This is a genomic window from Pseudomonas sp. MPC6 (assembly GCF_006094435.1).
Taxonomy (GTDB): Bacteria; Pseudomonadota; Gammaproteobacteria; order Pseudomonadales; family Pseudomonadaceae; genus Aquipseudomonas.
Map to the genome: position 1 here is coordinate 2585755 of NZ_CP034783.1, position 23992 is coordinate 2609746.

Sequence of the window (23992 nt, forward strand, 5' to 3'; positions counted from 1 at the left end):
TCGGCAGCTGTGGGACAAGTTTCCCCAACAATGGGGCAAGAAGTCCCGACCCGTAAAAGGGGGAATGGGTGGGGAATATCCCCCGGCTTAGCAAATGCTATCTGTAACTGATTGATAAACAACAATAATATTTATGGCATGCGGATTGCTCCAAGGGACTTGTCGAGAATTATTCCCTGTGAGCACCCACAGCGAGGCCCGTGATCATGACCGGCATACCCAACGCTCAGTCCCTTTTCAAATTGCTGCTGTTGGTGGCGCCGATGCTCGGCATCGGGGTGGCCGAAGCGGCGTTGCGCTGTGAACGCAATCTGGTGGCCAACGTCGTGGCCCTGGATCAGCCACTGATGTTCAACCGCCTTGGCGCGCAGAACGTCAACGGCATGATGTTCGCCCTGCGCCGCGACGTGGTCGACGACCATGACCGGTCCCTGGCCCAGGGCGGCTCGGCGGTGCCGGGCAAAGTCTCGCTGCGACCGGACAAGCGTCCGCGGCCATTGGTGCTGCGGGTCGCGGCGGGTGACTGCCTGACCATCAACCTGCAGAACCTGCTGGCTTATCAGGCCAACCCCGGTTCCCACGAAGACGGTGAAGGAGTAGAGGGCGAGGTTGAAATCGGTAACGAGGTCAACTTCAAGGTCGACGAGCAGGTCAAGGATCGACACGTCGGCTTCCAGGTCAACGGCATGCAGGCGGTCAATAGTATCGATGACATTGCGTCCTATACCGGGCGCAACGCCAATACCTTGATCGCCCCGGGTGCCAGCCGTTCCTACACCCTGTACGCCGAGCGCGAAGGCGCATTCGCCGCCAGCAACCGCGGCGCGACCTTCGGTGGCGAAGGGGATGCGGGCAACGTGGCCAACGGTCTGTTCGGCCAGGTGGTGGTGGTGCCCAAGGGTGGCCGCACTTATCGCAACACCGTGACCGAAGAAGAAATGCGCCTGGCCAGCGCCGGCCGCACCCCGGCCGGCCAGCCGATCGTCGACTATCAGGCGCGTTACCCGCAGCGCGAGCCGTGGATCCGTGAAGGCAAGGCCGGCACGCCGATCATCAATATGGTCGACGGCAACGAAATCATCTCCAGCGAGAGCGACGCGATCGTGATGGGCAGCAACGCCGATGGCAGCTTCCCGCCTTCGACCTACCCGCTGGAAGCCCTCGGCAAACGCAACCCGGCGATCCCCAATCGCCTGGAGCCGTTCCGCGATTTTGCTTCGCAGTTCCAGGATGAAACCGCCGCGACCCAGGCGTTCCCCGCGTATTGGGCTGACCCGGTGATGGCCCACGTGCTGGAGCCGACCCGCGACTCGTTCATGATCAACTACGGCTCCGGCGGCATGGGGGCCGAGGTGGTGGCCAACCGTCTGGGCGTCGGGCCGATGCACGACTGCCTGTCCTGCGCCTACGAAGAGTTCTTCCTCAGCTCCCACACCGTCGGCGACGTGGCGATGCTGGTGGACGTACCGGCCAACACCGGCCTGGAAGGCATTCTCCCGGGGCAGGTACCGAACGCCGATCAGATCGGGGTCAAGGCGACCATGGCGCTGTACCCGTCCGAACCGTCGAACGTCAACCACAGCTACATCGGTGACTTCGTAAAATTCCGCAACACCCACAACGGTCACGAGCAGCATATTTTCCACCTGCACGGGCACCAGTGGTTGTTCAACCCCAACGACGACAACTCCGATTATGTGGACGCCCAGGGCATCGGCCCGGGTGCCGGCTACACCTATGAAATCGCCAACGGTGGTTCGGGCAACCGCAATCGCGTAGCGGGCGATGCGATCTATCACTGCCACTTCTATCCACACTTTGCCCAAGGCATGTGGAGCATGTGGCGGGTGCACGATGTGTTTGAAGAAGGCACCAGACTCGAAGTATCCCAACAAGGCAGCGACGGTTTCCACAGCGAACCTTATGCATTGCGCAGCGGCAAACCGGCGGCTGGCGCTCGGGCCTTGCCCGATGGCGAGATCGTTGCCGGGACCCCGATCCCCGCGGTAGTGCCGCTGCCGGGCAAAGCCATGGCACCGATGCCGGGCAAGGTCGCGGTGGTGCCGAAAATCGGCGAAACCCTGGTGGCCGGTGGCGATGATGACGAGGAGGATGACGATGGCGAACACCACGGCGGCAGCGGCGGCGCCCAGGCCATCGGTTCCCTGGCCCTGGTCGATCGCAGTGAAGCCAACCGCAATGCCGACGGCAGCCTGAAAAACCCTGGCTATCCGTTCTGGATCGGCGGCATGGAAACCTCAGTCGGCCAACGCCCACCAACCCCGCCACTGGACATGCTCGACGCAGCCAAGGCTCAGTCCTTGAAAACCAGCGGCAATGCGTTGTGGACCAACCTCGACCCGGCTCAGTCCGGCGGCTGGGACGGCGGCCTGGGGCGCCATTCCCTGGATGGCTTCTCCGCCGGTGGCGAGGCGCACACCATTACCACCTCCCTGGATTTCTCCAAGGAAGTGACCCGGGCCAAACCCATCTACATGCCGGAAGAGGGCACCGAAGTCGAACAGGCGGCCATGGCGTTCCACGCCAAAAAAGACCACCCAAGCTTTGCCGTGCTGCCGGGCAATCAGGTGGTGGCGCGCAATTTCCGCACCAACGGCGCGTTACCGATCGCGGGCGCTCCGTATTACGAACCGTGCATGGATGACCGGCAAAAACGCCTGACCAGCAGCGCCGGCACCGGCGAGTTCAATAGCGGTGAACGGGTTGACGGCATGTCCTACACCGGTTCCTCGACCTTCACCGCCGACCGTCCACGGGTCTATAAAGCCGCGAACATCCAGTTCGACGCGGTGTACAACAAGGTCGGCTACCACTTCCCGCAAGCGCGCATCCTGGCGCTATGGGAAGACGCCTGGCCGGTGATCACCAAGCAGCGCCCACCAGAGCCGCTGGTGATGCGCATGAACACTTTCGACTGCGTGCAGTACCAGCAAACCAACCTGGTGCCGGCCACCTATGAGATGGACGACTATCAGGTGCGCACGCCGACCGACGTGATCGGCCAACACATTCACCTGCCGAAATGGGACCTGACAGCGGCCGACGGTTCGGCCAACGGCTGGAACTACGAGGACGGCGTGCTTTCCCCAGGTGCCGTGCAAGAACGCATCCACGCCATTCGCGAGTTCAACCAGTGCACAGGCACCGACCCGCGTGACGGCACGCCGGCCTGTCCAAAAGCCAAGGCGCACCCGTTCTTTGGCCAATACGGCCGGGCCGACTGGGTCGGCGCGCGCACGGCGATGCAGCGCTGGTTCGTCGACCCGGTGGTCAACGCCAAAGGTGTCGACCGTGGCCTGGGGACCATTTTTACCCACGACCACTTAGGCCCATCGACTCACCAACAGATTGGTCTGTACGCCACCGTGCTGGCCGAACCTGCCGGCTCCACCTGGTTCCACGCCGAAACCGGCGAGCCGTTGTACAGCGGCGCGCGGCAGGACGGCGGACCGACTTCGTGGCAGGCGGTGGTGTCTACCGGCGACCTGGACGGCGACGGCAAGAACGACAGCTTCCGTGAGTTCTTCCTTGAGTACAGCGACTTCCAGCATGCCTATGAAGCCGGTGTGTATGTCGGTGCCGGCCCCAACGGCGTGCCTAACCCGCAAGCCTTCCCGGCCACCGCCGACAGCTTCCGCTACGCAATCAACCCGCCGGTGCGCAATAACGCCAGCAACCTGCTGGAAGGGATCGTCGAAGTGCAAGGCGGGCAGGTACCCGGTTGCCCAAGCCGCCCATGCCCGCAAGCGATCTCGGTCGATGACCCGGGCATGTTCGTGGTCAATTACCGCAACGAACCGCTGGCCCTGCGGGTATATGACCCGAACAAGGTCGGCCCGGACGGCAAGCGCGGCATGCAGGCCGACGGCCTCGGCGGCGACCTGGCGTATGCCATGCAAAGCCGTACCGACCGTGCGATCCCGGCAATGAACCTGGCGCCGAACCTGGTCACTGCGGCCACCGGCCCCACCGGCGGCACCACGCTGTTCCCGCCGCACATCAACCGTGGCGGCGCGGAGCCGGGCGACCCGTTCACCCCGATGCTGCGCACCTACACCGGTGACAACGTGCGGCTGCGGGTACATGCCGGCGGTCACGAAGAAGAGCACAACGTGACCCTGCACGGCGTGAAATGGCTGCAGAGCGGGTCCGGGTTCGGCAACAGCTCCAACTCGGGCTGGCGCTCGTCGCAGATGGTCGGGATCTCCGAGCAGCTGGGCTTCAATGCGCCGGTGTCGATGATGTCCAGCTCGGCCGCGACCACCGGGGATTACCTGTACTCGATGGACGCCTCCCTGGAAGGCTACTGGAGCGGGATCTGGGGCGTGATGCGCAACTACACGGCCCAGCGCAGCGATCTGTTCGCGGTGCCGAACAACGCGAAACCGACGGGTATGCGCAATACGGTTGCGTTCGATGGCATCTGCCCACGGTACGGCGCCAACCCGAATGGCATCGGTACCCGGCCGACCGTGCAACGCAACTATGAAGTGGTCGCGGCGCTGGCCAACGACATTCTGCGCAATCCGCTGAACCTGGCGATCGGCGATCCGGCCGGGCTCGGGCAACATGTCGGCGGGCCGTTGAATCCGGCGGGCGGCACCCTGGTGTTCAACTCACGGACGGTGAGCATTCCGCAGGTTACCGTAACCGACCCTGAAGACGGTGAGACCTTCACCATCGGCGGGCAAAGCGGGCCACTGCATGACCCGACGGCGATCCTGTATGTGCGCAAGGGCGACCTAGATCCGATCACCGGCAAGCTCAAGCCTGGCATACCTGTCGAACCGCTGGTACTGCGCGCGGCGGCCGGTGATTGCATCAACATCACCCTGGAAAACCGTCTGCCACTGATCATGCCGGACCTGACCCAGACTGCAGTGATGCAAGGCATGGTCAAGCGCGATCGCAACAGCGGCCTGGGCGCGACCACCTTCAGCAACAACCTGATGCGGCCGTCCAGCCACGTTGGCCTGCACGCGCAACTGCTGGCGTATGACATCACCAAGTCCGACGGCACCAACGTCGGCGCCAACCCGATCCAGACCGTGCCGCCACGGGTGGGCACAGTCGGCGCGTACCCGACGCGTACCTATAAGTACTACGCCGGGCACCTGGAACGTGAAGGCAAGCCGATCACGCAACTGGGCCGTAATGTCGACAACATCAACGCCACGGCGGTGGAGTTCGGCGGGTTGAATTTCACCCCGGCGGACGTCATCAAACAGCCGCAGAAAGGCCTGGGCGGGGCGATGAGCATCCTGCCGATCGGGGCGACCTGGGTTGACGATGCGCGCAAAGTGACGGCCACGGTCACCGCACCGGGGCAAACCACCTACCGCGACTTTGCGATGGTCTGGCAGAAAGCCTTGAACATCCGCTGGGCCGACGGCCGGCCGGTGGAAGGCATTGCCGCCGAAGGCCTGGGTGTGCCGACCGATCCGCAGGACAACTCGAGCATGGCCATCAACTACAAAGCCGAGCCGCTGTGGTTCCGCTTCGGGCTGGCACCGGATGCGCCCTTCGGGCATGCCGATGGCCATGGTTACGGTGACGTGCCCAATGCGCACATGGCCTACAGCAACGCACTGGTGGGAGGCGATCCGCAAACGCCAGTACTGTATGTGAAGCCGGGGCAACCGTTCCGCACCCACATCATGATGCCCACCGGTGGCAGCCGCGGTACGACCTTCCAGCTTGACGGTCACGTCTGGTCGGTCAACCCGTTCCAGTCGGAGAAGAGCGATACCGGCGGTTACCCGATGAGTACACCAGGGGTGGGTTCGGTGCGGTTCGGCTTTAACCCGATGTCGATGTACATCGGCGCACGGGAAAGCATCCTGCCGGCGGCGCACTTCAGCTTCATGCACCCGAGCGCCGGGGGCAGCAATGCGATACCGGGCGACTACCTGTTCCGTGACTACGGCGCCTACGGCAACACCGCCGGGCTTTGGGGATTGCTGCGGGTAACCAACGAGCCCGAACCGGCACCGGCACCGTAGGAGCGATGGGAGGGGGGCAAATGTCCCCCTTTGTAGGAGCGAGCTTGCTCGCGATGGACGCCAACGATAAAGCGGGCAACCTGAAACCCCGCGGCGTTCTCAGGCTTTTCGCGAGCAAGCTCGCTCCTACAGGGATGGTCGTCAACGATAACGCGGCACACCTGACACGCCGCGGTGTTCTCAGGCTTTTCGCGAGCAAGCTCGCTCCTACAAGGGCGATTAGACAGGCACAGATCTGTAAGGGGAGAACAATATGAACAGGACCATCATAGTCGCCGTTTGGGCGCTGCTTGTCGGGTTGGCGCTGATCTGGCTGGGCGTATGGCGCGCGTGGCAGCCGGTGTTGCTCAGCGAAGTGGCGGTGCCGAAGACCTGGAGCAAAAACACCCTGGTGCGTGACGGGGTGACGGTGGCATATGAGCTGAAGCCGCTGGCCGGAAGCGGTGTGCTGCGCGAGGGTGAGTTCGCCGACGTGCGCTTTCGGGTCACCGACAGCGCCTCGGGCCAGCCACTGTCGGGCGTCGCTCCCGGTGCCTGGCTCGACCCGGAAACCATCGCCGCCGACGAGGCCCAGGGGCGTGAGCAAAGCTGCAAATCCCGGGTCGGGGTGTTCCTGAAATCGAGCATCGGCGCACGGCCGCTGCTCGACCTCAACAGCTACTTCCTGCTGGTGATGAACCGCGATGCCAGCGTCTCGGTGGTCGACCCTTCGGTATCGGTGGGCGGGATCACCAGCACCATGGCGCGGATCGATATCAAGCAACCGCCGATGGACTGGGTGACGCCCCGGGACAACAAACGCGTGTTCGTGTCGATGCCCACTGCCGGGGAGGTGGCGGTGATCGACAGCGAGCAATTCAAGTTGCTCGACTCGGTAGCCGCCGGCAGCAACCCGGTGCGGTTGGCGTTGCAGCCGGACGAACGCCTGCTGTGGGTCGGCAACAACGCAAAGGCTGCCGAGGACTCCGGGGTCACGGTGATCGACACCCAGAGCCTCAAGGTGCTCAAACACCTGCCCACCGGTGCCGGGCATCACGAAATCACGTTCAGCAAGGACAGCCGTCATGCCTTCGTCACCAACCGCGACGACGGCACGCTCAGCATCATCGACATTGCCAGCCTGACCATCAGCAAACAATTGAAGACCGGTTCGCACCCGTTATCGGCCGCATACTCGTCGCTGTCCCAGGCGGTGTATGTCAGCGATGGCGAGGACGGCACCGTGACGGTGGTCGATAGCGCCAGCCTGGCGGTGCGCCGGGTGATCAAGATCAAACAGGGGCTGGGCCCGATGGGCTTCAGCGCCGACGGACGTTTCGGCATCGTGCTCAATACCCTGGAGAACCAGGCCGCGGTCATCGACGCCGCCACCGATGCATTGATCCATGAACTGGACGTGTCCGCCGAACCCTATCAAGTGGTGTTCACCAAGGCCTACGCCTACATCCGCGGACTGGCCTCGGCCAAGGTGACGATGATCAACCTGTCGTCTCTGGGTGAAGGCCGCAAGCCGATCAGCCAGGGTTTCGAAGCAGGGCCGCAAGCGCCACGCCTGGCCGGTGACTTGCCGCTGGCGTCGAGCCTGGCGGTGTCGCGGGACGACAACGCAGTATTCGTGGTCAACCCGGTGGACAACACCACTTACTTCTACGCTGAAGGCATGAACACGCCGATGTCCGGTTACCCCAATCGCGGCCAGGTGGCCCGTGCGGCACTGGTCATCGACCGAAGCCTGCGCGAAGTCGAGCCGGGACTGTACAGCTCGCGGATCAAGCTGCCAGGCGCCGGGAGGTTTGACGTGGCTTTCCTGCTCAACCAGCCGAACATCATCCATTGCTTCACGGCGTCGGTCGAGGAGGACAAAACCCTTGTCCAGCACCCGGGCCTGCCGAAAGTGGAGTTCATGCTCGACAAAACCACGGCCGCTCTCGGCAGCCCTTACGTCGTGCGCTTTCGCATCGTCCAGGGCAAACAGAAGGCCCAGCGCAGTGGCGTGAAAGACGTCCAGGTGCGCTACTTCCGCGCCCCGACGTCCCGCGCCCAGGAAGTCGCTGCCCTGGAGGTGGGTGACGGGATTTATGAAGCGCCGGTAACCCTCGACCAGAACGGCGCCTGGTACCTGCATGTGCGCGCAGCCTCCCTCGGCGCGAGTTTCGACGACAAGACATTTGCCAGCGTTCGGGTCCTGCCCGGCGATACCCACTAAGAGGAAACTGACATGAATCGATTCGCAAACAGTGGGCTGCTGACGCTCTGCCTGTTGACCGCCAGTGTCGGCCAGGCCCTGGCGCACTCGGCAGATGAACACGCCGGCCATGAAATGCCGGCCAAAAGCGCCAGCTCGGAGAGCGCCCAGGTCAAGTTCGCCGACGTGGCTCTGGTGGACCAGAACGGTAAGGCAGTGCGCCTGGAAAAGGATCTGGTGACCGACAAGATCGTGGTCATGAGCTTCATCTACACCAGTTGCACCACGGTCTGCCCGGTAGTGTCCTCGATCATGGCCAAGGTGCAGAAACAGCTCGGCGCCCGGGTCGGCAGCGAAGTGCAGCTGGTCTCCATCAGCATCGACCCGCAACGCGATGACGCCAAACGCCTGAACGACTATGCCCGCACCTTCCAGAACGGTCCGGGCTGGAGCTGGCTCACCGGCAGCGTGCAGTCGGTCAACGAAACCCTCAAGGGCCTGGGCAGCTTCAGCGGCGATTTCAAAAGCCATCAGCCATTGATCCTGGTGGGGGACGGCAATAGCCGCAACTGGACCCGTTATTACGGCTTCACCGACCCGGTCGTGCTGAGCCGTGAAGTGGAAAAACTCAGCGGCCAGCGCAACGGACGTAACAAGCACACGGCCATTGCCATGGAGCAGCACCCATGAAAGCGCTTGCCTTGATTCTCCTGACGATGGGCCTTTGCGTAAGCAGCGACCGGGCGTTCTCCCATGAAGGGCACGCGAGCGCCGCGCCTGCGGTGGCCACCGCGCAACCGGCCGGCGGCACCCGCGATGCGCAGACCTGGTTCACCGACACGCCGCTGCAGGACCAGAACGGCAACACCCTGCGCTTCTACAGCGACGCGTTGCAGAACCGCGTGGTGCTGCTGAACGTGATTTTCACCAGCTGCAACGATGCCTGCCCGCTGATCACCCGCAAGCTCAAGGAAGTTCGCGAGGTGCTGGGTGACAAGGCCGATGGCATCACCTTTATCTCCCTTACCAGTGATCCGCTGCGGGACACCCCGGCGGTGCTCAAGGCTTATACCTTGAAGCAGGGCGTCGATGGGCCCCACTGGCTTTTTCTCACGGGCGACAAGGCGCAGATCGACCTTGTACTGAGCCGCATCGGCCAGATCCTGCCGAGCCCCGAGCAGCATTCCACCCAATTGATCGTAGGGGACGTCGCCAACAAGCGCTGGAGCAAGATCCGTCCCGATGCCCCGGCCGCCGCCATTGCCCAGCGCTTGCAGTTGCTGACAATGCCCGTGGCCGGCCGTTGAGCCCGCGCCATGAAGACCTTACTCATCCTCGGCCTGCTCCTGCTCGGCGGCATCAGTTTCGCCGCCCAGGGGCTGCCCCTGAGCCCCAGTGAAAGTGCCGGCAAGCGGCTGTATCGCGAAGGGGTGTCGGGCAGCGGTGAGCCGATCATGGCCCGGGTCGGTGCGGCGAACATGCTGCTGCCGGCCAGCAGCCTGCCGTGCGCCAACTGCCATGGCAACGACGGCCAGGGGCGGCCGGAAGGCGGGGTACGGCCGCCGGACCTGAGCTGGTCGCGACTCACCAGCAGCTATGGCCAGCAGCAAATCAATGGCCGTGACTACCCGGCGTATACCGAAGGCCTGTTGGCGCGGGCGATTCAGGAAGGACGCGATCCGGGCAACAATCGGCTCGATCCGGCGATGCCGCGGTTCGTGTTGTCGATGAATGATCAGCGCAACCTCACGGCCTACCTCAAGCGGCTGGCCGATGACCGCGACCCGGGCCTGACCGCCGGGAACCTGCATCTGGGCACGTTATTGCCACGCGAGGGACCGTTGAGCGAGGAGGGCGCCACGGTGGCTGCGGTGCTCAGGGGCAGCGTGGCGCGCATCAACGAAGCGGGCGGGATTCATGGTCGGCAGTTGTACCTGACGATTGTCGACCCGGGCCCGGACCGCGCCAGTGCCGAGCAGGCGCTGGACCAATTGATCAATCAGGAGCAGGTGTTTGCGTTGATCGCGCCGCTGGTCCCGGCACTGGACTCGGATCTGGCGGCACGCCTGGAACGGGCCGGTATCCCGCTGATCGGGCCGTTGTCGCTGCTGGGGACGGCCCAGGTCAGTCGGCAGATCTTCGAGCCGCTGCCGGGGTTGCGTGAACAACTGATCGCCCTGGCCGATTACGCCACCAACAGTTTGCGGGTGCTCCAGGGACCGACGCTGATCACCTACCCGGACGAGCCCGGACAACAGGTGGCGGCGCAGAACCTCAGCCAGTACCTGCAGGATCACGCCTGGCAAAAGGTGAGCCTGCAAGCCTATGACCCGGCACGGGACGATTTGCCACTGGGCTCGCGCTCGGTGTTCTACCTGGGCAGCGGCGGCGGTTTCAGTCGCCTCGCCGCGCGCTTGCAGACCGCGGGGCAGGTGCCTTACCTGTTCGCCGCCTCGAACCAGGTGGCGGGCGATCTGTTGCAAGTGCCCAGTGGTTTTTCCCGGCGGGTGTTTCTCGCCTATCCGTTCGTGCCCAGTGACTGGACGCTGGCCGGACGCCTGGCCCTGACCCGCATGCGCGAGCACCAGGGGCTCGGCGGGCAGCACGCGGTGCTGCAAGTGGGCGCCTTCAGTTCGATGCTGCTGTTCAGCGAGGGCATGAAGCAGGCCGGGCGCGACGCCAGCCGCGAGAAGCTCGTCAGCGCCCTCGAGGGCCTGCATGACTTCGAGACCGGGCTGACCCCGAGGATCAGCTTCGGTCCGGGTCGCCGCCAGGGCTTGAGCGGCGCGCACATCGTTACCGTCGAGCTGCCCGGCCAGCGCTTCTATCTGGTAGCCCCCTACAAACCCATTGCCGCCACGCCATGACCGGAGGTCGATGATGAAACTCAATACTGTGCTGCTCCTGCTGGTGATGTCGGTGCCCGCGGCGTTTGGGGGCAACGGCCCGGTCGCTGCCCGGGTCAACGGCGAGGACATTTCCGAATGGCGCCTGGAGCGTTATTTCGCCGAGTACCTGGAGGACCAGGGCCGGGCCGTGGCCAGCATTCGCAATCCCAAGGCCTACAAACAATTGCGTCAGGCCGCCCTCAATGCGCTGATCGACCGCGAGCTGCTGTGGCAGGAAGCGGTCAAGCGCGGGGTGGTGATCAGCGACGCCACGGTGCGCAGCCAGGTCGACCAGACTCGGCAGGCCATCGGCGATCCCGCCAAGTTCGCCCGGCGCCTGGAAGACGCCGGCTTCGACGAAGCCGGTTATATCGAATACACCCGCCGTGAGCTCGCCGCTCGTCAGGTGTTCGCCGAGCTGACCCAGGCCGCCGGGCCGGACGAAAAGCAGATCCGCGCCTTCTACGAAGCGCATCGCGCCGAGATGAGCCGGCCCGAGGAAGTCCAGGCCCGGCACATCCTGATCAAAGTGGCGCAGGATGCCGACCCTTCCACAGTTGAAGCCGCGCGACTACGCTTGGAGCGGATGCGGCTGGAAATCAGTCAGGGCGAGGACTTCGCCAGCGTGGCCCGGGCCGGTTCCGAAGATGCATCCGCCAGCGAAGGCGGGGACCTGGGCTATTTCCCCCGGGGGCGCATGTTGCCGGAGTTCGAAGCGGCGGCGTTCGCCTTGGCAACGGGAGCTGTCAGTACGCCTGTGCGTACGGCGGTCGGCTGGCATTTGATCAAGGTGCAGAACCACCTGGAGGCGACCGATGTCTCAGAGGAGCAAGGGCTTGAGATGGTCCGGGTGTACCTTGCCCGGCAACACCAGGCCCAGGCTCGTCGAGACGTTCTGGCGCAGTTACGTTCCAGTAATCGAATCGAGCGAATTGACGATGATTGAAGGTTTACCCCCCAATACTGGGGAAAGAACTTCAGTGCCACTCCACACGCTTCCCCGCCTTTGGGGGGAGGGGGTGCTGGAAGATAGGGCATTGTCTTCAAATTCAAGGACATGAAGAGATAATAATACCGGCGCCCAGCCTGGCATGAAGTGTGCGTTAGTCCTGTAAAGGGCGCACTCCCAGGGCTGGAACATCGGACCTGCGGTTTCAAGGAGTCGACCTTGTTAAACAAAGTACTGGTTGTCGAAGACGAACAGCTCCTTGGCGAAAACCTCAAGGATTACCTTCAGGCGCAAGGGTTGGACGTCCGGATTGCACATGACGGAGCGACGGGTATCGGTGAAGCCGAACGGTTCGCCCCCGATGTGATGGTGTTCGATTACCGCTTGCCCGATATGGAAGGCTTTGAGGTGCTCGATGCTGTCCGCCGGAACAGGAATTGTCATTTTGTACTGATCACGGGGCACCCCACCGCTGAAGTCTGTGAGCGGGCCCGGCAACTCGGAGTCAGTCATATCCTGTTCAAACCCTTTCCATTGGCGGAATTGGCCCGGGCAGTCTGCGATCTTCTGGGCATGCAGCGCGAACCCAAAGCAGGCATGAGCACATCCGAAGGTTTTGTCGAACGACGCCAGAGCAGGACCGAAAGTTTCCCGCTGCAGTTGTACGACGGCAGTTGGGTGCTGGCAGATCGTCGACGAATTCCATCGACGTCCGAGGCACCAGACGACGGACAATTGCTCACCGGGGATTAGGGGCGCGACAAGCTGTAATGGCTCGCCGCGTCGACAGGGCTCAAAGCCCCCGGCGTTGGAGAGCATGCCATGGACCGTCTATCCCTTGTCGTCGAACCGGCGCTGCTGGACTGTGTACCGTCTCGTTTTTCCAGTGAGCAACTGGCCCAGGCCCGGGCCCGGGCCACCAGCTCCGGCGAGCGGGTCCTGGAAGCCCTCGGGGTGCTGTGCGAACTGGCCCCCATGCCTTTCATCCAGTGCCTCGGCGCGACCCTGCATTATCCGGTGCTCGACACCGACAGCCTGTTTCAAGCCACCCCGGTGTTCGACCGGGTCACCCTGGCCCAATGCCTCAAGCGCGAATTCATCCTGCTGCGTCACGCCGATGCGGTGATCGGTGTGTTTGCCGACCCCTTCGACACCTCGCGCCTGGCCTGGATCGATGACTGCCTGCATGGCGCGCCGCTGTACCTGGTGCACGCCGACGACCTGAAAGCCTACCTGGCGCGCCACGAAGAGAGCTTCCACGCGGTGGAATCGCTCAACGCCCAGGCCGACGCCAACATCGAAATCGATACCCTGCAAAGCCTGTCCCTGACCAGCATCAGCGAAGACGCCAGCGTGGTGGTCAAGCTGGTCAACTCGACCCTGTACGACGCGCTGAAAATGCACGCCAGCGACATCCACCTGGGCACCACCGGCAGCGGCCTGGTGATCAAGTACCGCATCGACGGCGTGCTGAACAACATCAGCAAGATCCAGGGCAGCGAGTTCGCCGAACAGGTGATTTCCCGGGTCAAGGTCATGGCCGAACTGGACATCGGTGAAAAACGCGTGCCCCAGGACGGTCGGTTCAAGATCGGTATCAGCGGCCGACAGATCGACTTCCGGGTCTCGATCATGCCGAGCATTTTCGGCGAGGACGCGGTGCTGCGGGTACTGGACAAACAGGACCTGGCGGACAAGGTCAGCGGCGTGCAGTTGCAGGCCCTGGGCTTTGAAGAACACACCCTGCGCCAGCTGCGCCGGCTGGCCGCCGAACCCTACGGCATGGTGCTGGTCACCGGTCCGACCGGCAGCGGCAAGACCACCACCCTCTACGCGATGATCACCGAGATCAACCACGGCGTGGACAAGATCATCACCATCGAAGACCCGGTGGAATATCAATTGCCCGGCGTGCTGCAAATCCCGGTCAACGAAAAGAAAGGCCTGACCTTCGCCCGCGGCCTGCGCTCGATCCTGCGCCATGACCCGGACAAGATCATGGTCGGTGAAATCCGTGACCCCGACACCGCACAGATCGCCGTGCAGTCGGCGCTCACCGGGCACCTGGTGTTCACCACCATTCACGCCAACAACGTATTCGATGTGATCGGCCGCTTCACCCAGATGGAAATCGACCCCTACAGCCTGGTCTCGGCGCTCAACGCGGTGCTGGCCCAGCGCCTGATCCGCCTGGTGTGCGCCAGTTGCAGTGCGCCGAGCTATCCGACCGAGGAGGAGCTGCGCCTCTCCGGACTCGATCCGCAACAGGTCGACCACTTCCAGTTTGTCCACGGCAAGGGCTGCGGCCATTGCCGGGGCACCGGTTATCGCGGGCGTACCGCAATTGCCGAGCTGCTGCATCTGGACGACGAGCTGCGGCAGATGATCGTCGAGCGCCAACCCGTTTCGAAAATCAAGGCACACGCTTGCACCCGTGGCTTGCGCCTGTTGCGCGAGTCGGCGCTGGAACTGGTTGCAGAAGGGCGGACCACGCTCGAGGAGATCAATCGTGTCACTTTTGTCTCGTGATCGTTTTGTCGCCGTGCTCGGCGCCAGCAGCGTCGGCCTGGGCCAGCGCAAGGGCAACGACACCCTGTGGCTGGGCAGCGTCGGCTTTATCGACGAAGGCTTCCATGCCTGGGCCGTGGCCCTGGACACCCTCGACCGGCTGCTGGCTGAACACACCCGGGCCGGTGCCGAATTGAGCGTGGTGATTTCCGGGCACTTCAGCCGTTTTTGCCTGGTGCCCTGGAGCGACCAGATCAGCAGCCCTGACGAACTGCAGGGGTTCGCGCACCTGTGTTTCGAAGACCTCTACGGCGTACCGACTCAACCCTGGAGCCTGGTGTTGTCGGCCGAGCCTGCTGGCTACGACCGTATCGCCAGCGCGCTGCCGCAAGACCTGCTGGCGCGCCTGCGCAGCCTGGTGAGCGAGCGCGGCCTGCGCTTGCGCTCGGTGCAGCCGTACCTGATGGCGGCCTTCAACCACTTCGATAAAAGCCTCGACGCCGGCGACTTCCTGTTCGTGGTCGCCGAGCCGGTGCGCAGTGTGTTGCTGCTGGCCCGGGAAGGGCGTTGGGCGGCGGTGCGTTCGGTCGGCACCGGCGACAGCGACGCCGCACTGACCGCGCTGATCGGTCGCGAAAGCCAGTTGCAGGCCTCCACCAGCGAGCGGCCATTGAACGTCTACCTGCATGCGCCGGCGCGTATCGAGGCGCAGCCCGACGTACCCGGTGTGCAGCTGCGCACCCTTGAAGAGGACCGGACCGGCGTACGCGATGCGTTGTACGTCATGTCTCGGGCGGTGGCCTGACATGCGCGCCCTGATGCTCGACTTCCAGCCGCGTCGCCGCTCGGGCCCCTTGGGCTGGAGCCTGCTGGCCGGTGGCCTGGTGCTGACCCTGGGCTGCTTCTTCATCCAGCAGCACCTCAGTGAACAGGCCGCGCAACAGCAAGGCCATCTGCAGTCCGCCCAGCGCGTCCTCACCGGCGACGCCGGCAGCAAGACCAGCCTGACCCCGGCCGAGACCCGGGAACAGGCGCAGAACCTGGCCGAGATGCGCAAGGTTTCGCAGCAACTGCGCCGGCCCTGGGAACGGCTGTTCGCCATGCTCGAAACCCTGCCCCGGGATGACATCGCCTTGCTGACCCTGACCCCGGATGCGCGCAAGGGCCAGGTGCGGATCAGCGCCGAGGCACGGGACCTGGAAGCCATGCTCGCGTTCCACCAGCGCCTCGAAGCCAGCGACGAGCTGTCCGACGTGTCGCTGCTCAGCCACGAAATCGTCGTCAAATCGCCGGAGCAACCGGTGCAATTCAACCTGTCGGCCAGCTGGGAGATCGGTGATGCAAATCTCTAGATTGATCGTCCACGAATACTTGCAAGGCCTGGGCGTGCCCGGCCTGGCCGGGCTGGCAATGCTGCTGCTGGCGCTGCTGTATGGCCTGGGCGGCCTGATGCCGGACTGGCAGGCGCTGCAAACCCTCAGCCAGCAGACCCGCGAAGCCGGCGAGTACCTGGCCCGGGTCGAAGACGGCAGCGTCGCCGCCCCGGTGGTGCCGCAACGCCAGCTCGACGATTTTCGCAGCAAGCTGCCGTCCCAGCCCCAGGCCACGGTTGCCATCGACAAGATCTACGCGCTGGCGGCCCAGGAACACATCACCCTGGCCCGCGGTGAGTATTCCCTGGGCATCGACCCCAAGACCCATCTGGCTCGCTATCAGATCTTGCTGCCGGTGCGCGGCAGCTACCCGCAACTGCGGCGCTTCCTGCATGCCTTGCTCGGCCAGCTGCCGGCAGTGGTGGTCGAGGACGTGGAGTTCCAGCGCAAGAAAATCGCCGACACCGACCTGACCGGGCGGATCCGCATGACCCTTTACCTGTCGAGGTCATGATGAATACCAAGCGCGCAGTGGGTTGGGTGGCGTTCTTCGGCGTGGCCGCGGCGCTGACCTGGTTGCCCGATTACTTCATGCCGTCGGAACAGGTCGAGGTCTCGGTCGTCGCCGCGTCCACCTCGGGTATCGGCAAAACCCGCGGCGCACTGCCAGCGGGGTCGGCCGCGAAAAAGCCGGCGGTGGTCAAGGACCTGACCCCGGCAGGCGATCTGTTTGCCGCCCGCAGCTGGAAGGCGGCCCCGACGCTTGCCAGCGTCACCGAACAACCCGTCATCGTCACCCCGGTGGTGCAAGCCCCCAGCGCACCGCCGATGCCATTCCAGTTCATCGGTCGGCTGGATGACCGTTCCGACCTGCAAGTGTTTTTGCAGAACGGCGAAAAAATATACGTCGTGCGCAAAGGGGATGTGATCGACGAAACCTGGCGGATCGAGGGCATTTCCGATGTGGAACTGAGCTTTATCTACCTGCCGCTGCATTTGTCCCAGACCTTGTCTGTGGGGAGCACGCAATGAACCAATCCCGTTTGTTGATAAGCCTTGGCCTGTGCACAGTGCTGGTCGCGTGCAGTACGGCGCAAGTGGCCAACAAGGAAGCGTCCGAGCTGATCGAACAGGGCCAGTACGAAGCCGGCCTGGCCCGGGTCGAGGAAGGGCTGCGGGAGAACCCGCGCGATACCGAGTTGCACCTGCTGCGCAACAGCGGTCGGGCCAAGGCGATCACGGCGCTGCTGACTCAGGGCGACACCGATCGCGCACGCCGGGATTTCGCCTCGGCACGCATGGCCTACAGCCGGGTGCTGACCATCGAGCCGAACAACCGCCGCGCCCAGGACGCCCTGCGCCAGCTTGAGTATCTGCGCAGCATGGAAGACAAACTCGAACTGGCCCGTGGCGACTTGCGTCGCGGTGACATCTACGGCGCCGATCGCCAGGTGAAACAGATCCTCGAACTCGACCCGAAGAATGAAGGCGCGCTGGAACTGCAAGGCAACATCCGCCTGGTCCAGAGCCGCAACGTGATCCCCTATCCGCAGCTGCGCACCCGCCTGGACCGGCCGGTGACCCTGGAATTTCGCGACGCCAACCTGAAGGTGATTTTCGAAGTGCTGTCCCAGGTCGCCGGTTTGAATTTCATCTTCGACAAGGACCTGCGCCCGGACATGAAAGCCACCATCTTCGTGCGCGACGTGCGAATCGAAGACGCCGTGGAGCTGCTGCTGCAACAGAACCAGCTGCACCAGAAAGTGGTGAACGAAAACACTTTGCTGATCTACCCGGACTCGCCGCAGAAGGTCAAGGATTACCAGGAGCTGGTGATGCGCACCTTCTACCTGACCAGCATCGATGCCAACACCGCGCTGAACATGATCAAGACCATGCTCAAGACCCGCGACGTGTTCGTCGACGAACGCCTCAATACCCTGACCATGCGCGACAGCGAAGACGCCGTGCGCATGGCGGAAAAGCTCCTGCAGTCGCAAGACCAGTCCAACCCGGAAGTGGTGCTGGAAGTGGAGGTGATGGAAGTCGCCACCCAGCGGATTCTCGACCTGGGCCTGCAATGGCCCAACACTTTTGGCGTGGTCAACAGCGACGGTTCGGCGGTGACCTTGCTCGATCAACTCAAGGGCATCAACTCCGGCCGGATCAGCATCTCGCCATCGCCCCAGGCCAAGATCAACGCCCAGGACAACGACATCAACACCCTGGCCAGCCCGGTGATTCGCGTCAGCAACCGCGAGCAGGCACGCATCCACATCGGTCAGCGCGTGCCGATCATCAGCGCCACCTCGGTGCCGTCGACCCAGGGCCCGGTGATCACCGAAAGCGTCACTTACCTGGATGTCGGTCTGAAACTGGAAGTGCAGCCGACCGTGCACCTGAACAACGAAGTGGCGATCAAGATCGCCCTGGAAGTCAGTAACGCCACCCCGCTGGAGCCGACCCGCCAGGGCACGATTCCGGTGCAGGTCGACACCCGTAACGCCCAGACCACCCTGCGCCTGCATGACGGCGAAACCCAGATCCTCGCCGGCCTGATGCGCAACGACCATGGGGCGACCGGCAACAAGATTCCCGGCCTTGGCGACATACCCGGGTTGGGCCGTTTGTTCGGCAGCAACAAGGACACCGTCGGCAAGTCGGAACTGGTGCTGTCGATCACCCCGCGGATCGTGCGCAACCTGCCGTACCAGAGCCCGTCGGACATGGAATTCCCGACCGGCACCGAAACCAGCATGCACATCCAGGCGCCGGACCGGCAGCTGGAGTCGGCTGCTGCGCCGGCGGCTATCGATCGGCCGGTCGCGGTCACCACCCAAGTCGTTATCGAGAAGCCTTGATCATGAACGCCTCGCAACGTGGTTTTACCCTGATCGAAGTCGTGGTGACGCTGGCCCTGATCGGCCTGCTGGCGGGTATGGCCGCGCCGCTGACCGAGACCGTGGTGCGCCGGGGCAAGGAACAGGAGCTGCGCACGGCGCTGTACCAGCTTCGCGACGCCATCGACGCCTACAAGCGCGCCTTTGACGCCGGCTATATCGAGAAGTCGCTGAACAACAGCGGCTATCCACCCAATCTGCAAGTGCTGGTGGACGGCGTGCGCGATGTGCGCAGCGCCAAGGGCGCCAAGTTCTATTTCCTGCGCCGGGTGCCCCGTGACCCGCTGGCTCCGGTCAAGCGCGACGACGAAGGCGGCTGGGGCTTGCGTTCCTATGACAGTACGGCTCAAAGCCCGCGGGAGGGCGAAGACGTCTTTGACGTCTACTCCCAGGCGCGCGGCAAGGGTCTCAACGGCATCGCCTACCGGGAGTGGTGACTTATGCGCCGGGAAAAGGGTTTTACCCTGCTGGAACTGATGGTGGTCATGGCAATCATCGCGACCCTGATGACCATCGCCTTGCCCCGCTATTTCAACAGCCTCGAAGCCTCGAAGGAGACCACCCTGCGCCAGAGCCTGTCGGCGATGCGCGAGGCGCTGGACCACTACTACGGCGACACCGGGCGCTACCCCGATTCCATCGAACAACTGGTGGAGCAGCGTTACCTGCGCAACCCGCCGATGGACCCGATTGCCGAGCGCAAGGACCTGTGGGTCCTGGTGGCGCCGCCGGACGGTGTGCCGGGCGGGGTTGCCGATATCAAGAGCGGTGCCACAGGGAGGGCGCGTGATGGCAGCCTTTATGCCGAGTGGTAGGCCCTCGAACCAGGCGGGTTTCACCTACCTGGGCGTGCTGTTCCTGATCATGGTGATGGGCATGGGCCTGGCCAGTGCCGGCGAATTATGGTCGACCGCCTCGCGCCGTGACCGTGAACGCCAGTTGCTCTGGGTCGGGACCCAGTACGCCCAGGCCTTGCGCAGCTATTACCGCAGTTCGCCGGGCCTGGCGCAGTACCCCAAAGAACTGGCGGACCTGGTGCAGGACGAACGTTTTCCCAACGCCAAACACCATATTCGCCAGCTGTACCCGGACCCGATCGGGGGCGGCGAATGGACCCTGATGCGCGGTTTCGACGGGCGCATCACCGGCCTCTACAGCCCCTCGACGGACAAGCCGCTCAAACAGGCGGATTTCCCCAGTCAATGGTCGGACTTCACCGGCATGGCCAGTTACAAGGACTGGCAGTTCGTGGCCGAGAAGGCGTTCCTCGAGGGCACGTCGGGGCCGAAAAGTCCGTCCAGGTCTGCACAAGGAGTGATGCCATGAACCGATTCTGCCTGGCCCTGATCCTGCTGCTGGCGACGCCGTTTGCCGCGGCCGCCGAAGAGGACGAAATGATGGGCTTTATCGTCGACGACACCATCTCGCACATCGGCCACGAGTTTTATTACGCGTTCAGTGAACGCCTGCGCGCCACCAGTCCCATGGATTTCAACCTGGTGGTACGCGAACGACCTTCCGCACGCTGGGGCAGCCTGGTGACGGTGGAGTACCAACAGCGTTTGGTTTATCGGCGCTTCCTGCCGCCGAACACCGTGGATCTCAAGGAGGAGGCGTACGACGCCGCCGACTGGGTGCGCGGGCAGATCGTCAAACGCAAGCTGGAAGCCTTGTTGCAGGACACCACGGACCTTGAGAGGGACGAACTATGAAAACCAAAACGTTGTTGCGCCGCCCCGGACTTTCACTGGCCGCCATCTGCTTGCTCGGGTTGGCCAGTGGCGGCCTGGTCCAGGCCACGGAGCTGGTCTACACGCCGATCAACCCGTCATTCGGCGGCAACCCGTTGAACGGAACCTGGCTGCTCAACAAAGCCCAGTCGCAAAACGACTACGACGATCCGGACTTGAAAGAGCGGACCTCGCTGGCCGGGACCTCGGCCCTCGAACGCTTCAGCAGCCAGTTGCAATCGCGGTTGCTGGGACAGTTGCTGGACAACATCTCCACCGGCAACACGGGGAGCCTGTCCACCGACGCTTTTATCGTCAACGTCATCGACGACTCCGGCGCACTGACTATTGAAGTGACCGACCGCGCGACCGGCGAAATTTCGGAAATCCAGGTGAATGGCCTGGCCCCTTGAGGGGCTCGGTCAACGGGGAGACAAGGACATGAAAAAGATCATAGCGCTAGGGCTGATGTTGGCGGCATTACAAGGGTGCAGTCTGCGCGAGCCGATGTCGGCGGAGCAGGACACCGAAACCCCGACCCTGACACCTCGGGCGTCGACTTATTACGACTTGCTGAACATGCCACGCCCCAAAGGCCGGTTGATGGCGGTGGTGTACGGCTTCCGGGATCAGACCGGGCAGTACAAACCGACCCCGGCCAGTTCCTTTTCCACCAGCGTGACCCAGGGCGCGGCGAGCATGTTGATGGACGCGATGCAGGCCAGCGGCTGGTTCGTGGTGCTGGAACGCGAGGGGCTGCAGAACCTGCTGACCGAACGCAAGATCATCCGCGCTTCGCAGAAAAAACCGAATACGCCGATGAATATCCAGGGTGAGCTGCCACCGCTGCAGGCGGCGAACATGATGCTCGAGGGCGGGATCATTGCGTACGACACCAACGTGCGCAGCGGCGGGGAAGGGGCCGGTTACCTGGGCATCGACGTTTCCCGCGAGTATCGGGTGGATCAGGTCACGGTGAACCTGCGGGCGGTGGATGTGCGCAGCGGGCAGATCCTGGCCAACGTGATGACCAGCAAGACCATCTACTCCGTGGCCCGCAGTGCCGGGGTGTTCAAGTTTATCGAGTTCAAGAAGTTGCTCGAGGCTGAGGTCGGGTACACCACCAACGAGCCGGCGCAGTTGTGTGTGTTGTCGGCGATCGAGGCGGCGGTGGGGCATCTGTTGGCCCAGGGGATTGAACGCAAGATGTGGCAGGTGGCGGGGGATAAGACCGCGCCGCTGCAGGATGAGACGCTGGATCGGTATTTGACCCAGGCCAAGGTGGTGCCTGAGGGTAAGGAAGAGTGAACGTGGCGGCCTTCGGGCCGACCAGGTTCTTGTGGGTTGAGTACATATCCATTGCTGCGGTAACGGCCGCTTATGGTTTCGCCCTGACGGTCGACTCCCTTTGGCAAACGCCCCAAAGGAAGCAAAGGTCTCGCCCCGGCGTCCGGCCCCTCGCCAAGGCTCGGGGTTCCTTCGCTCCGGTGTCCATCCGGGGACACTGCCCTCCGGTCTGCTTCGCGACGACCTACATGCAGCGTGTTCGACTGCGTCGAACGGCGCTGCGCGCCACTCCCCGGATGAACACCTCCACTCAGCCTCCCGAAGGGGCGGGTGGATCAAGATCAAAAGCTGCAGGCGAGCTAACGCTCGGCCTGATGAGTGGTGAGAAGCGAAAGAAGTACACCGATCCAATGTAGGAGCTGGCTTGCCAGCGAAGGCGGCCTGACAGCCGACCTGATCCTGCGGATCTACCCGGACCTTGTAGGAGCTGGCTTGCCAGCGAAGGCGGCCTGACAGCCGACCTGATCCTGCGGCTCTATCCGGACTTTGTAGGAGCTGGCTTGCCAGCGAAGGCGGCCTGACAGCCGACCTGATCCTGCGGCTCTATCCGGACCTTGTAGGAGCTGGCTTGCCAGCGAAGGCGGCCTGACAGCCAGCCTGATCCTGCGGATCTACCCGGACCTTGTAGGAGCTGGCTTGCCAGCGAAGACGGCCTGACAGCCGACCTGATCCTGCGGATCTACCCAAACCCCTTGTAGGAGCTGGCTTGCCAGCGAAGACGGCCTGACAGCCGACCTGATCCTGCGGATCTACCCGGACCTTGTAGGAGCTGGCTTGCCAGCGAAGACGGCCTGACAGCCGACCTGATCCTGCGGATCTACCCGGACCTTGTAGGAGCTGGCTTGCCAGCGAAGACGGCCTGACAGCCAACCTGATCCTGCGGATTTACCCGGACCTTGTAGGAGCTGGCTTGCCAGCGAAGACGGCCTGACAGCCGACCTGATCCTGCGGATTTACCCGGACCTTGTAGGAGCTGGCTTGCCAGCGAAGACGGCCTGACAGCCAACCTGATCCTGCGGATCTACCCGGACCTTGTAGGAGCTGGCTTGCCAGCGAAGACGGCCTGACAGCCAACCTGATCCTGCGGATCTACCCGGACCTTGTAGGAGCTGGCTTGCCAGCGAAGGCGGCTGACAGCCAACCTGATCCTGCGGATTTACCCGGACCTTGTAGGAGCTGGCTTGCCAGCGAAGGCGGCCTGACAGCCGACCTGATCCTGCGGATCTACCCGGACCTTGTAGGAGCTGGCTTGCCAGCGAAGGCGGCTGACAGCCAACCAGACTTTTATGGGTTCAAGTAGTGGTCTGTAGGACTGACTTGAAGGCTACACCACCTTGCGCCATTGCCTACAACTACGCCAGAATCCGCCGGCTTGTGCGCCTTGTCCCTGGTCTTTATTGTTGTCCGATCGCTGCCAATTCAGCGATCGGGTTTAGCGATCCGAACAGTTACAGGGAGCAACAGCACTCCAGTCCTCATTGCAGGTTTTTTATGTCTGCAATTTGATCATGGCGGCTGTGCGTCGGAGACTTTCGGGTCTGCCGGGTTTTCCTGTACCCCCGGTTCGCTAACCTTCGTACAGCCGCCACCCTTGCTTGTTTAGCGACAGGTCATGGTGGTTTCATTTTTCTACAGGATCTTCACCATGCCCAAACCGACACCTAATCCCCCAGAATCGCAAACCGAAAGCACCACCCCCAGCTGCGCCTCCAGCTTTAGCCTCAAACCCGCCATTCTCAAAAGCCATGTACCCCACAAACCCAGCACAATGTTCGTCATCGCCCCGGATATCGATACCGAAAGCCTGTTGGCCCACGCCTGTGAATCGCTGGCTTCCGCGAGTGTCATGGCCAGTGACTTCGCGACCTTTGTAGATGGGCCGCAGCGCAGCATGGTGTTGGGCATCCAGCAGGTGATCATGCTGGCCGACCTGGCAGTCAACCGGGCACTGGATAACCTCGATCCCCAAGGTTGACCCTCAACCACAGGAAATCCTCATGTGGGCCATGTTGCGATGACATCCTGATAGCCGACAATCAATCTCGACCGTACTCGATCCACTGTAGGAGCTGGCTTGTCGGATCGCCGC

At 63.3% G+C, this 23992-nt stretch carries 20 protein-coding genes and 1 pseudogene; all 21 read left to right on the top strand.

What is annotated here, in order from left to right; translation table 11 throughout:
- Nucleotides 1–206: 206 nt before the first annotated feature.
- The 21 genes and pseudogenes from mnxG to ELQ88_RS14280 all read left to right on the top strand — a co-directional run bounded on the left by mnxG (nt 207) and on the right by ELQ88_RS14280 (nt 23878).
- Entirely contained in the window at nt 207–6023 is a 5817-nt protein-coding gene (gene mnxG, locus ELQ88_RS14175; RefSeq protein WP_138965792.1) for a manganese-oxidizing multicopper oxidase MnxG, read from the top strand.
- Nucleotides 6024–6043: 20 nt separating this feature from the next.
- A pseudogene (locus ELQ88_RS34665) lies at nt 6044–6166 on the top strand (outer membrane lipoprotein carrier protein LolA); the annotation flags it as partial.
- A gap of 110 nt (nt 6167–6276) precedes the next feature.
- Nucleotides 6277–8229 (top strand): cytochrome D1 domain-containing protein, encoded by a 1953-nt coding sequence (locus tag ELQ88_RS14185; protein WP_138965796.1) that lies wholly within the window; start codon nt 6277–6279, stop codon nt 8227–8229.
- Between the two features lie 12 nt (nt 8230–8241).
- Nucleotides 8242–8898, top strand: coding sequence for an SCO family protein (locus tag ELQ88_RS14190; RefSeq protein WP_138965798.1), 657 nt, complete (start codon nt 8242–8244; stop codon nt 8896–8898).
- On the top strand, nt 8895–9515 hold the full coding sequence (locus tag ELQ88_RS14195) for an SCO family protein (protein WP_128870079.1): 621 nt from the start codon (nt 8895–8897) through the stop codon (nt 9513–9515). The genes ELQ88_RS14190 and ELQ88_RS14195 overlap by 4 nt, the downstream gene beginning before the upstream one ends.
- A gap of 9 nt (nt 9516–9524) precedes the next feature.
- Nucleotides 9525–11075, top strand: coding sequence for an ABC transporter substrate-binding protein (locus ELQ88_RS14200; protein ID WP_138965800.1), 1551 nt, complete (start codon nt 9525–9527; stop codon nt 11073–11075).
- A 13-nt stretch (nt 11076–11088) separates the two neighbouring features.
- Complete coding sequence (locus tag ELQ88_RS14205) at nt 11089–12042, top strand: peptidylprolyl isomerase (RefSeq protein ID WP_138965802.1); 954 nt, start codon at nt 11089–11091, stop codon at nt 12040–12042.
- 222 nt (nt 12043–12264) lie between these two features.
- Nucleotides 12265–12798, top strand: a complete 534-nt coding sequence (locus tag ELQ88_RS14210; RefSeq protein WP_128870081.1) for a response regulator — start codon at nt 12265–12267, stop codon at nt 12796–12798.
- Nucleotides 12799–12867: 69 nt separating this feature from the next.
- Nucleotides 12868–14574 carry a GspE/PulE family protein gene (locus ELQ88_RS14215; RefSeq protein ID WP_128870082.1) on the top strand — a complete coding sequence of 569 codons (1707 nt, stop codon included), beginning with the start codon at nt 12868–12870 and terminating at the stop codon, nt 14572–14574.
- Nucleotides 14555–15358: a hypothetical protein gene (locus ELQ88_RS14220; RefSeq protein WP_138965804.1), complete on the top strand. Its 804-nt coding sequence runs from the start codon at nt 14555–14557 to the stop codon at nt 15356–15358. The genes ELQ88_RS14215 and ELQ88_RS14220 overlap by 20 nt, the downstream gene beginning before the upstream one ends.
- 1 nt (nt 15359) lies before the next feature.
- Entirely contained in the window at nt 15360–15905 is a 546-nt protein-coding gene (locus tag ELQ88_RS14225; protein WP_138965806.1) for a PilN domain-containing protein, read from the top strand.
- Nucleotides 15892–16440, top strand: coding sequence for a GspMb/PilO family protein (locus tag ELQ88_RS14230; RefSeq protein WP_128870085.1), 549 nt, complete (start codon nt 15892–15894; stop codon nt 16438–16440). Before ELQ88_RS14225 ends, ELQ88_RS14230 begins: the two co-directional genes overlap by 14 nt.
- On the top strand, nt 16440–16958 hold the full coding sequence (locus tag ELQ88_RS14235) for a hypothetical protein (RefSeq protein ID WP_138965808.1): 519 nt from the start codon (nt 16440–16442) through the stop codon (nt 16956–16958). The genes ELQ88_RS14230 and ELQ88_RS14235 overlap by 1 nt, the downstream gene beginning before the upstream one ends.
- Complete coding sequence (locus ELQ88_RS14240; RefSeq protein ID WP_128870087.1) at nt 16955–18787, top strand: secretin N-terminal domain-containing protein; 1833 nt, start codon at nt 16955–16957, stop codon at nt 18785–18787. The genes ELQ88_RS14235 and ELQ88_RS14240 overlap by 4 nt, the downstream gene beginning before the upstream one ends.
- A 2-nt stretch (nt 18788–18789) precedes the next feature.
- A complete protein-coding gene (locus tag ELQ88_RS14245; protein WP_128870088.1) occupies nt 18790–19263 on the top strand; it encodes a type II secretion system protein in 474 nt (157 codons plus the stop codon).
- A 3-nt stretch (nt 19264–19266) separates the two neighbouring features.
- Nucleotides 19267–19641, top strand: a complete 375-nt coding sequence (locus ELQ88_RS14250) for a type II secretion system protein (protein ID WP_064678369.1) — start codon at nt 19267–19269, stop codon at nt 19639–19641.
- Nucleotides 19616–20152: a type II secretion system protein gene (locus ELQ88_RS14255; protein ID WP_128870089.1), complete on the top strand. Its 537-nt coding sequence runs from the start codon at nt 19616–19618 to the stop codon at nt 20150–20152. The genes ELQ88_RS14250 and ELQ88_RS14255 overlap by 26 nt, the downstream gene beginning before the upstream one ends.
- Nucleotides 20149–20538, top strand: a complete 390-nt coding sequence (gene csgE, locus ELQ88_RS14260) for a curli production assembly/transport protein CsgE (protein WP_138965810.1) — start codon at nt 20149–20151, stop codon at nt 20536–20538. The genes ELQ88_RS14255 and csgE overlap by 4 nt, the downstream gene beginning before the upstream one ends.
- Nucleotides 20535–20969, top strand: coding sequence for a curli assembly protein CsgF (locus ELQ88_RS14265; protein WP_138965812.1), 435 nt, complete (start codon nt 20535–20537; stop codon nt 20967–20969). Before csgE ends, ELQ88_RS14265 begins: the two co-directional genes overlap by 4 nt.
- 28 nt (nt 20970–20997) lie before the next feature.
- Complete coding sequence (locus ELQ88_RS14270) at nt 20998–21864, top strand: CsgG/HfaB family protein (RefSeq protein WP_128870092.1); 867 nt, start codon at nt 20998–21000, stop codon at nt 21862–21864.
- A 1684-nt stretch (nt 21865–23548) separates the two neighbouring features.
- Complete coding sequence (locus tag ELQ88_RS14280) at nt 23549–23878, top strand: DUF6124 family protein (protein WP_138965814.1); 330 nt, start codon at nt 23549–23551, stop codon at nt 23876–23878.
- The last annotated feature ends 114 nt before the right edge of the window (nt 23879–23992 follow it).

Bases quoted from the DNA above. Each gene is read 5' to 3' on its own strand.
- ELQ88_RS14280 (WP_138965814.1), top strand. From the start codon at position 23,549: ATGCCCAAACCGACACCTAATCCCCCAGAATCGCAAACCGAAAGCACC.
- ELQ88_RS14230 (WP_128870085.1), top strand. From the start codon at position 15,892: ATGCAAATCTCTAGATTGATCGTCCACGAATACTTGCAAGGCCTGGGC.
- ELQ88_RS14245 (WP_128870088.1), top strand. From the start codon at position 18,790: ATGAACGCCTCGCAACGTGGTTTTACCCTGATCGAAGTCGTGGTGACG.
- ELQ88_RS14240 (WP_128870087.1), top strand. From the start codon at position 16,955: ATGAACCAATCCCGTTTGTTGATAAGCCTTGGCCTGTGCACAGTGCTG.
- ELQ88_RS14250 (WP_064678369.1), top strand. From the start codon at position 19,267: ATGCGCCGGGAAAAGGGTTTTACCCTGCTGGAACTGATGGTGGTCATG.
- ELQ88_RS14265 (WP_138965812.1), top strand. From the start codon at position 20,535: ATGAAAACCAAAACGTTGTTGCGCCGCCCCGGACTTTCACTGGCCGCC.
- mnxG (WP_138965792.1), top strand. From the start codon at position 207: ATGACCGGCATACCCAACGCTCAGTCCCTTTTCAAATTGCTGCTGTTG.
- ELQ88_RS14205 (WP_138965802.1), top strand. From the start codon at position 11,089: ATGAAACTCAATACTGTGCTGCTCCTGCTGGTGATGTCGGTGCCCGCG.
- ELQ88_RS14235 (WP_138965808.1), top strand. From the start codon at position 16,440: ATGAATACCAAGCGCGCAGTGGGTTGGGTGGCGTTCTTCGGCGTGGCC.
- ELQ88_RS14200 (WP_138965800.1), top strand. From the start codon at position 9,525: ATGAAGACCTTACTCATCCTCGGCCTGCTCCTGCTCGGCGGCATCAGT.
- ELQ88_RS14185 (WP_138965796.1), top strand. From the start codon at position 6,277: ATGAACAGGACCATCATAGTCGCCGTTTGGGCGCTGCTTGTCGGGTTG.
- ELQ88_RS14215 (WP_128870082.1), top strand. From the start codon at position 12,868: ATGGACCGTCTATCCCTTGTCGTCGAACCGGCGCTGCTGGACTGTGTA.
- ELQ88_RS14225 (WP_138965806.1), top strand. From the start codon at position 15,360: ATGCGCGCCCTGATGCTCGACTTCCAGCCGCGTCGCCGCTCGGGCCCC.
- ELQ88_RS14190 (WP_138965798.1), top strand. From the start codon at position 8,242: ATGAATCGATTCGCAAACAGTGGGCTGCTGACGCTCTGCCTGTTGACC.
- csgE (WP_138965810.1), top strand. From the start codon at position 20,149: ATGAACCGATTCTGCCTGGCCCTGATCCTGCTGCTGGCGACGCCGTTT.
- ELQ88_RS14195 (WP_128870079.1), top strand. From the start codon at position 8,895: ATGAAAGCGCTTGCCTTGATTCTCCTGACGATGGGCCTTTGCGTAAGC.
- ELQ88_RS14270 (WP_128870092.1), top strand. From the start codon at position 20,998: ATGAAAAAGATCATAGCGCTAGGGCTGATGTTGGCGGCATTACAAGGG.
- ELQ88_RS14255 (WP_128870089.1), top strand. From the start codon at position 19,616: ATGGCAGCCTTTATGCCGAGTGGTAGGCCCTCGAACCAGGCGGGTTTC.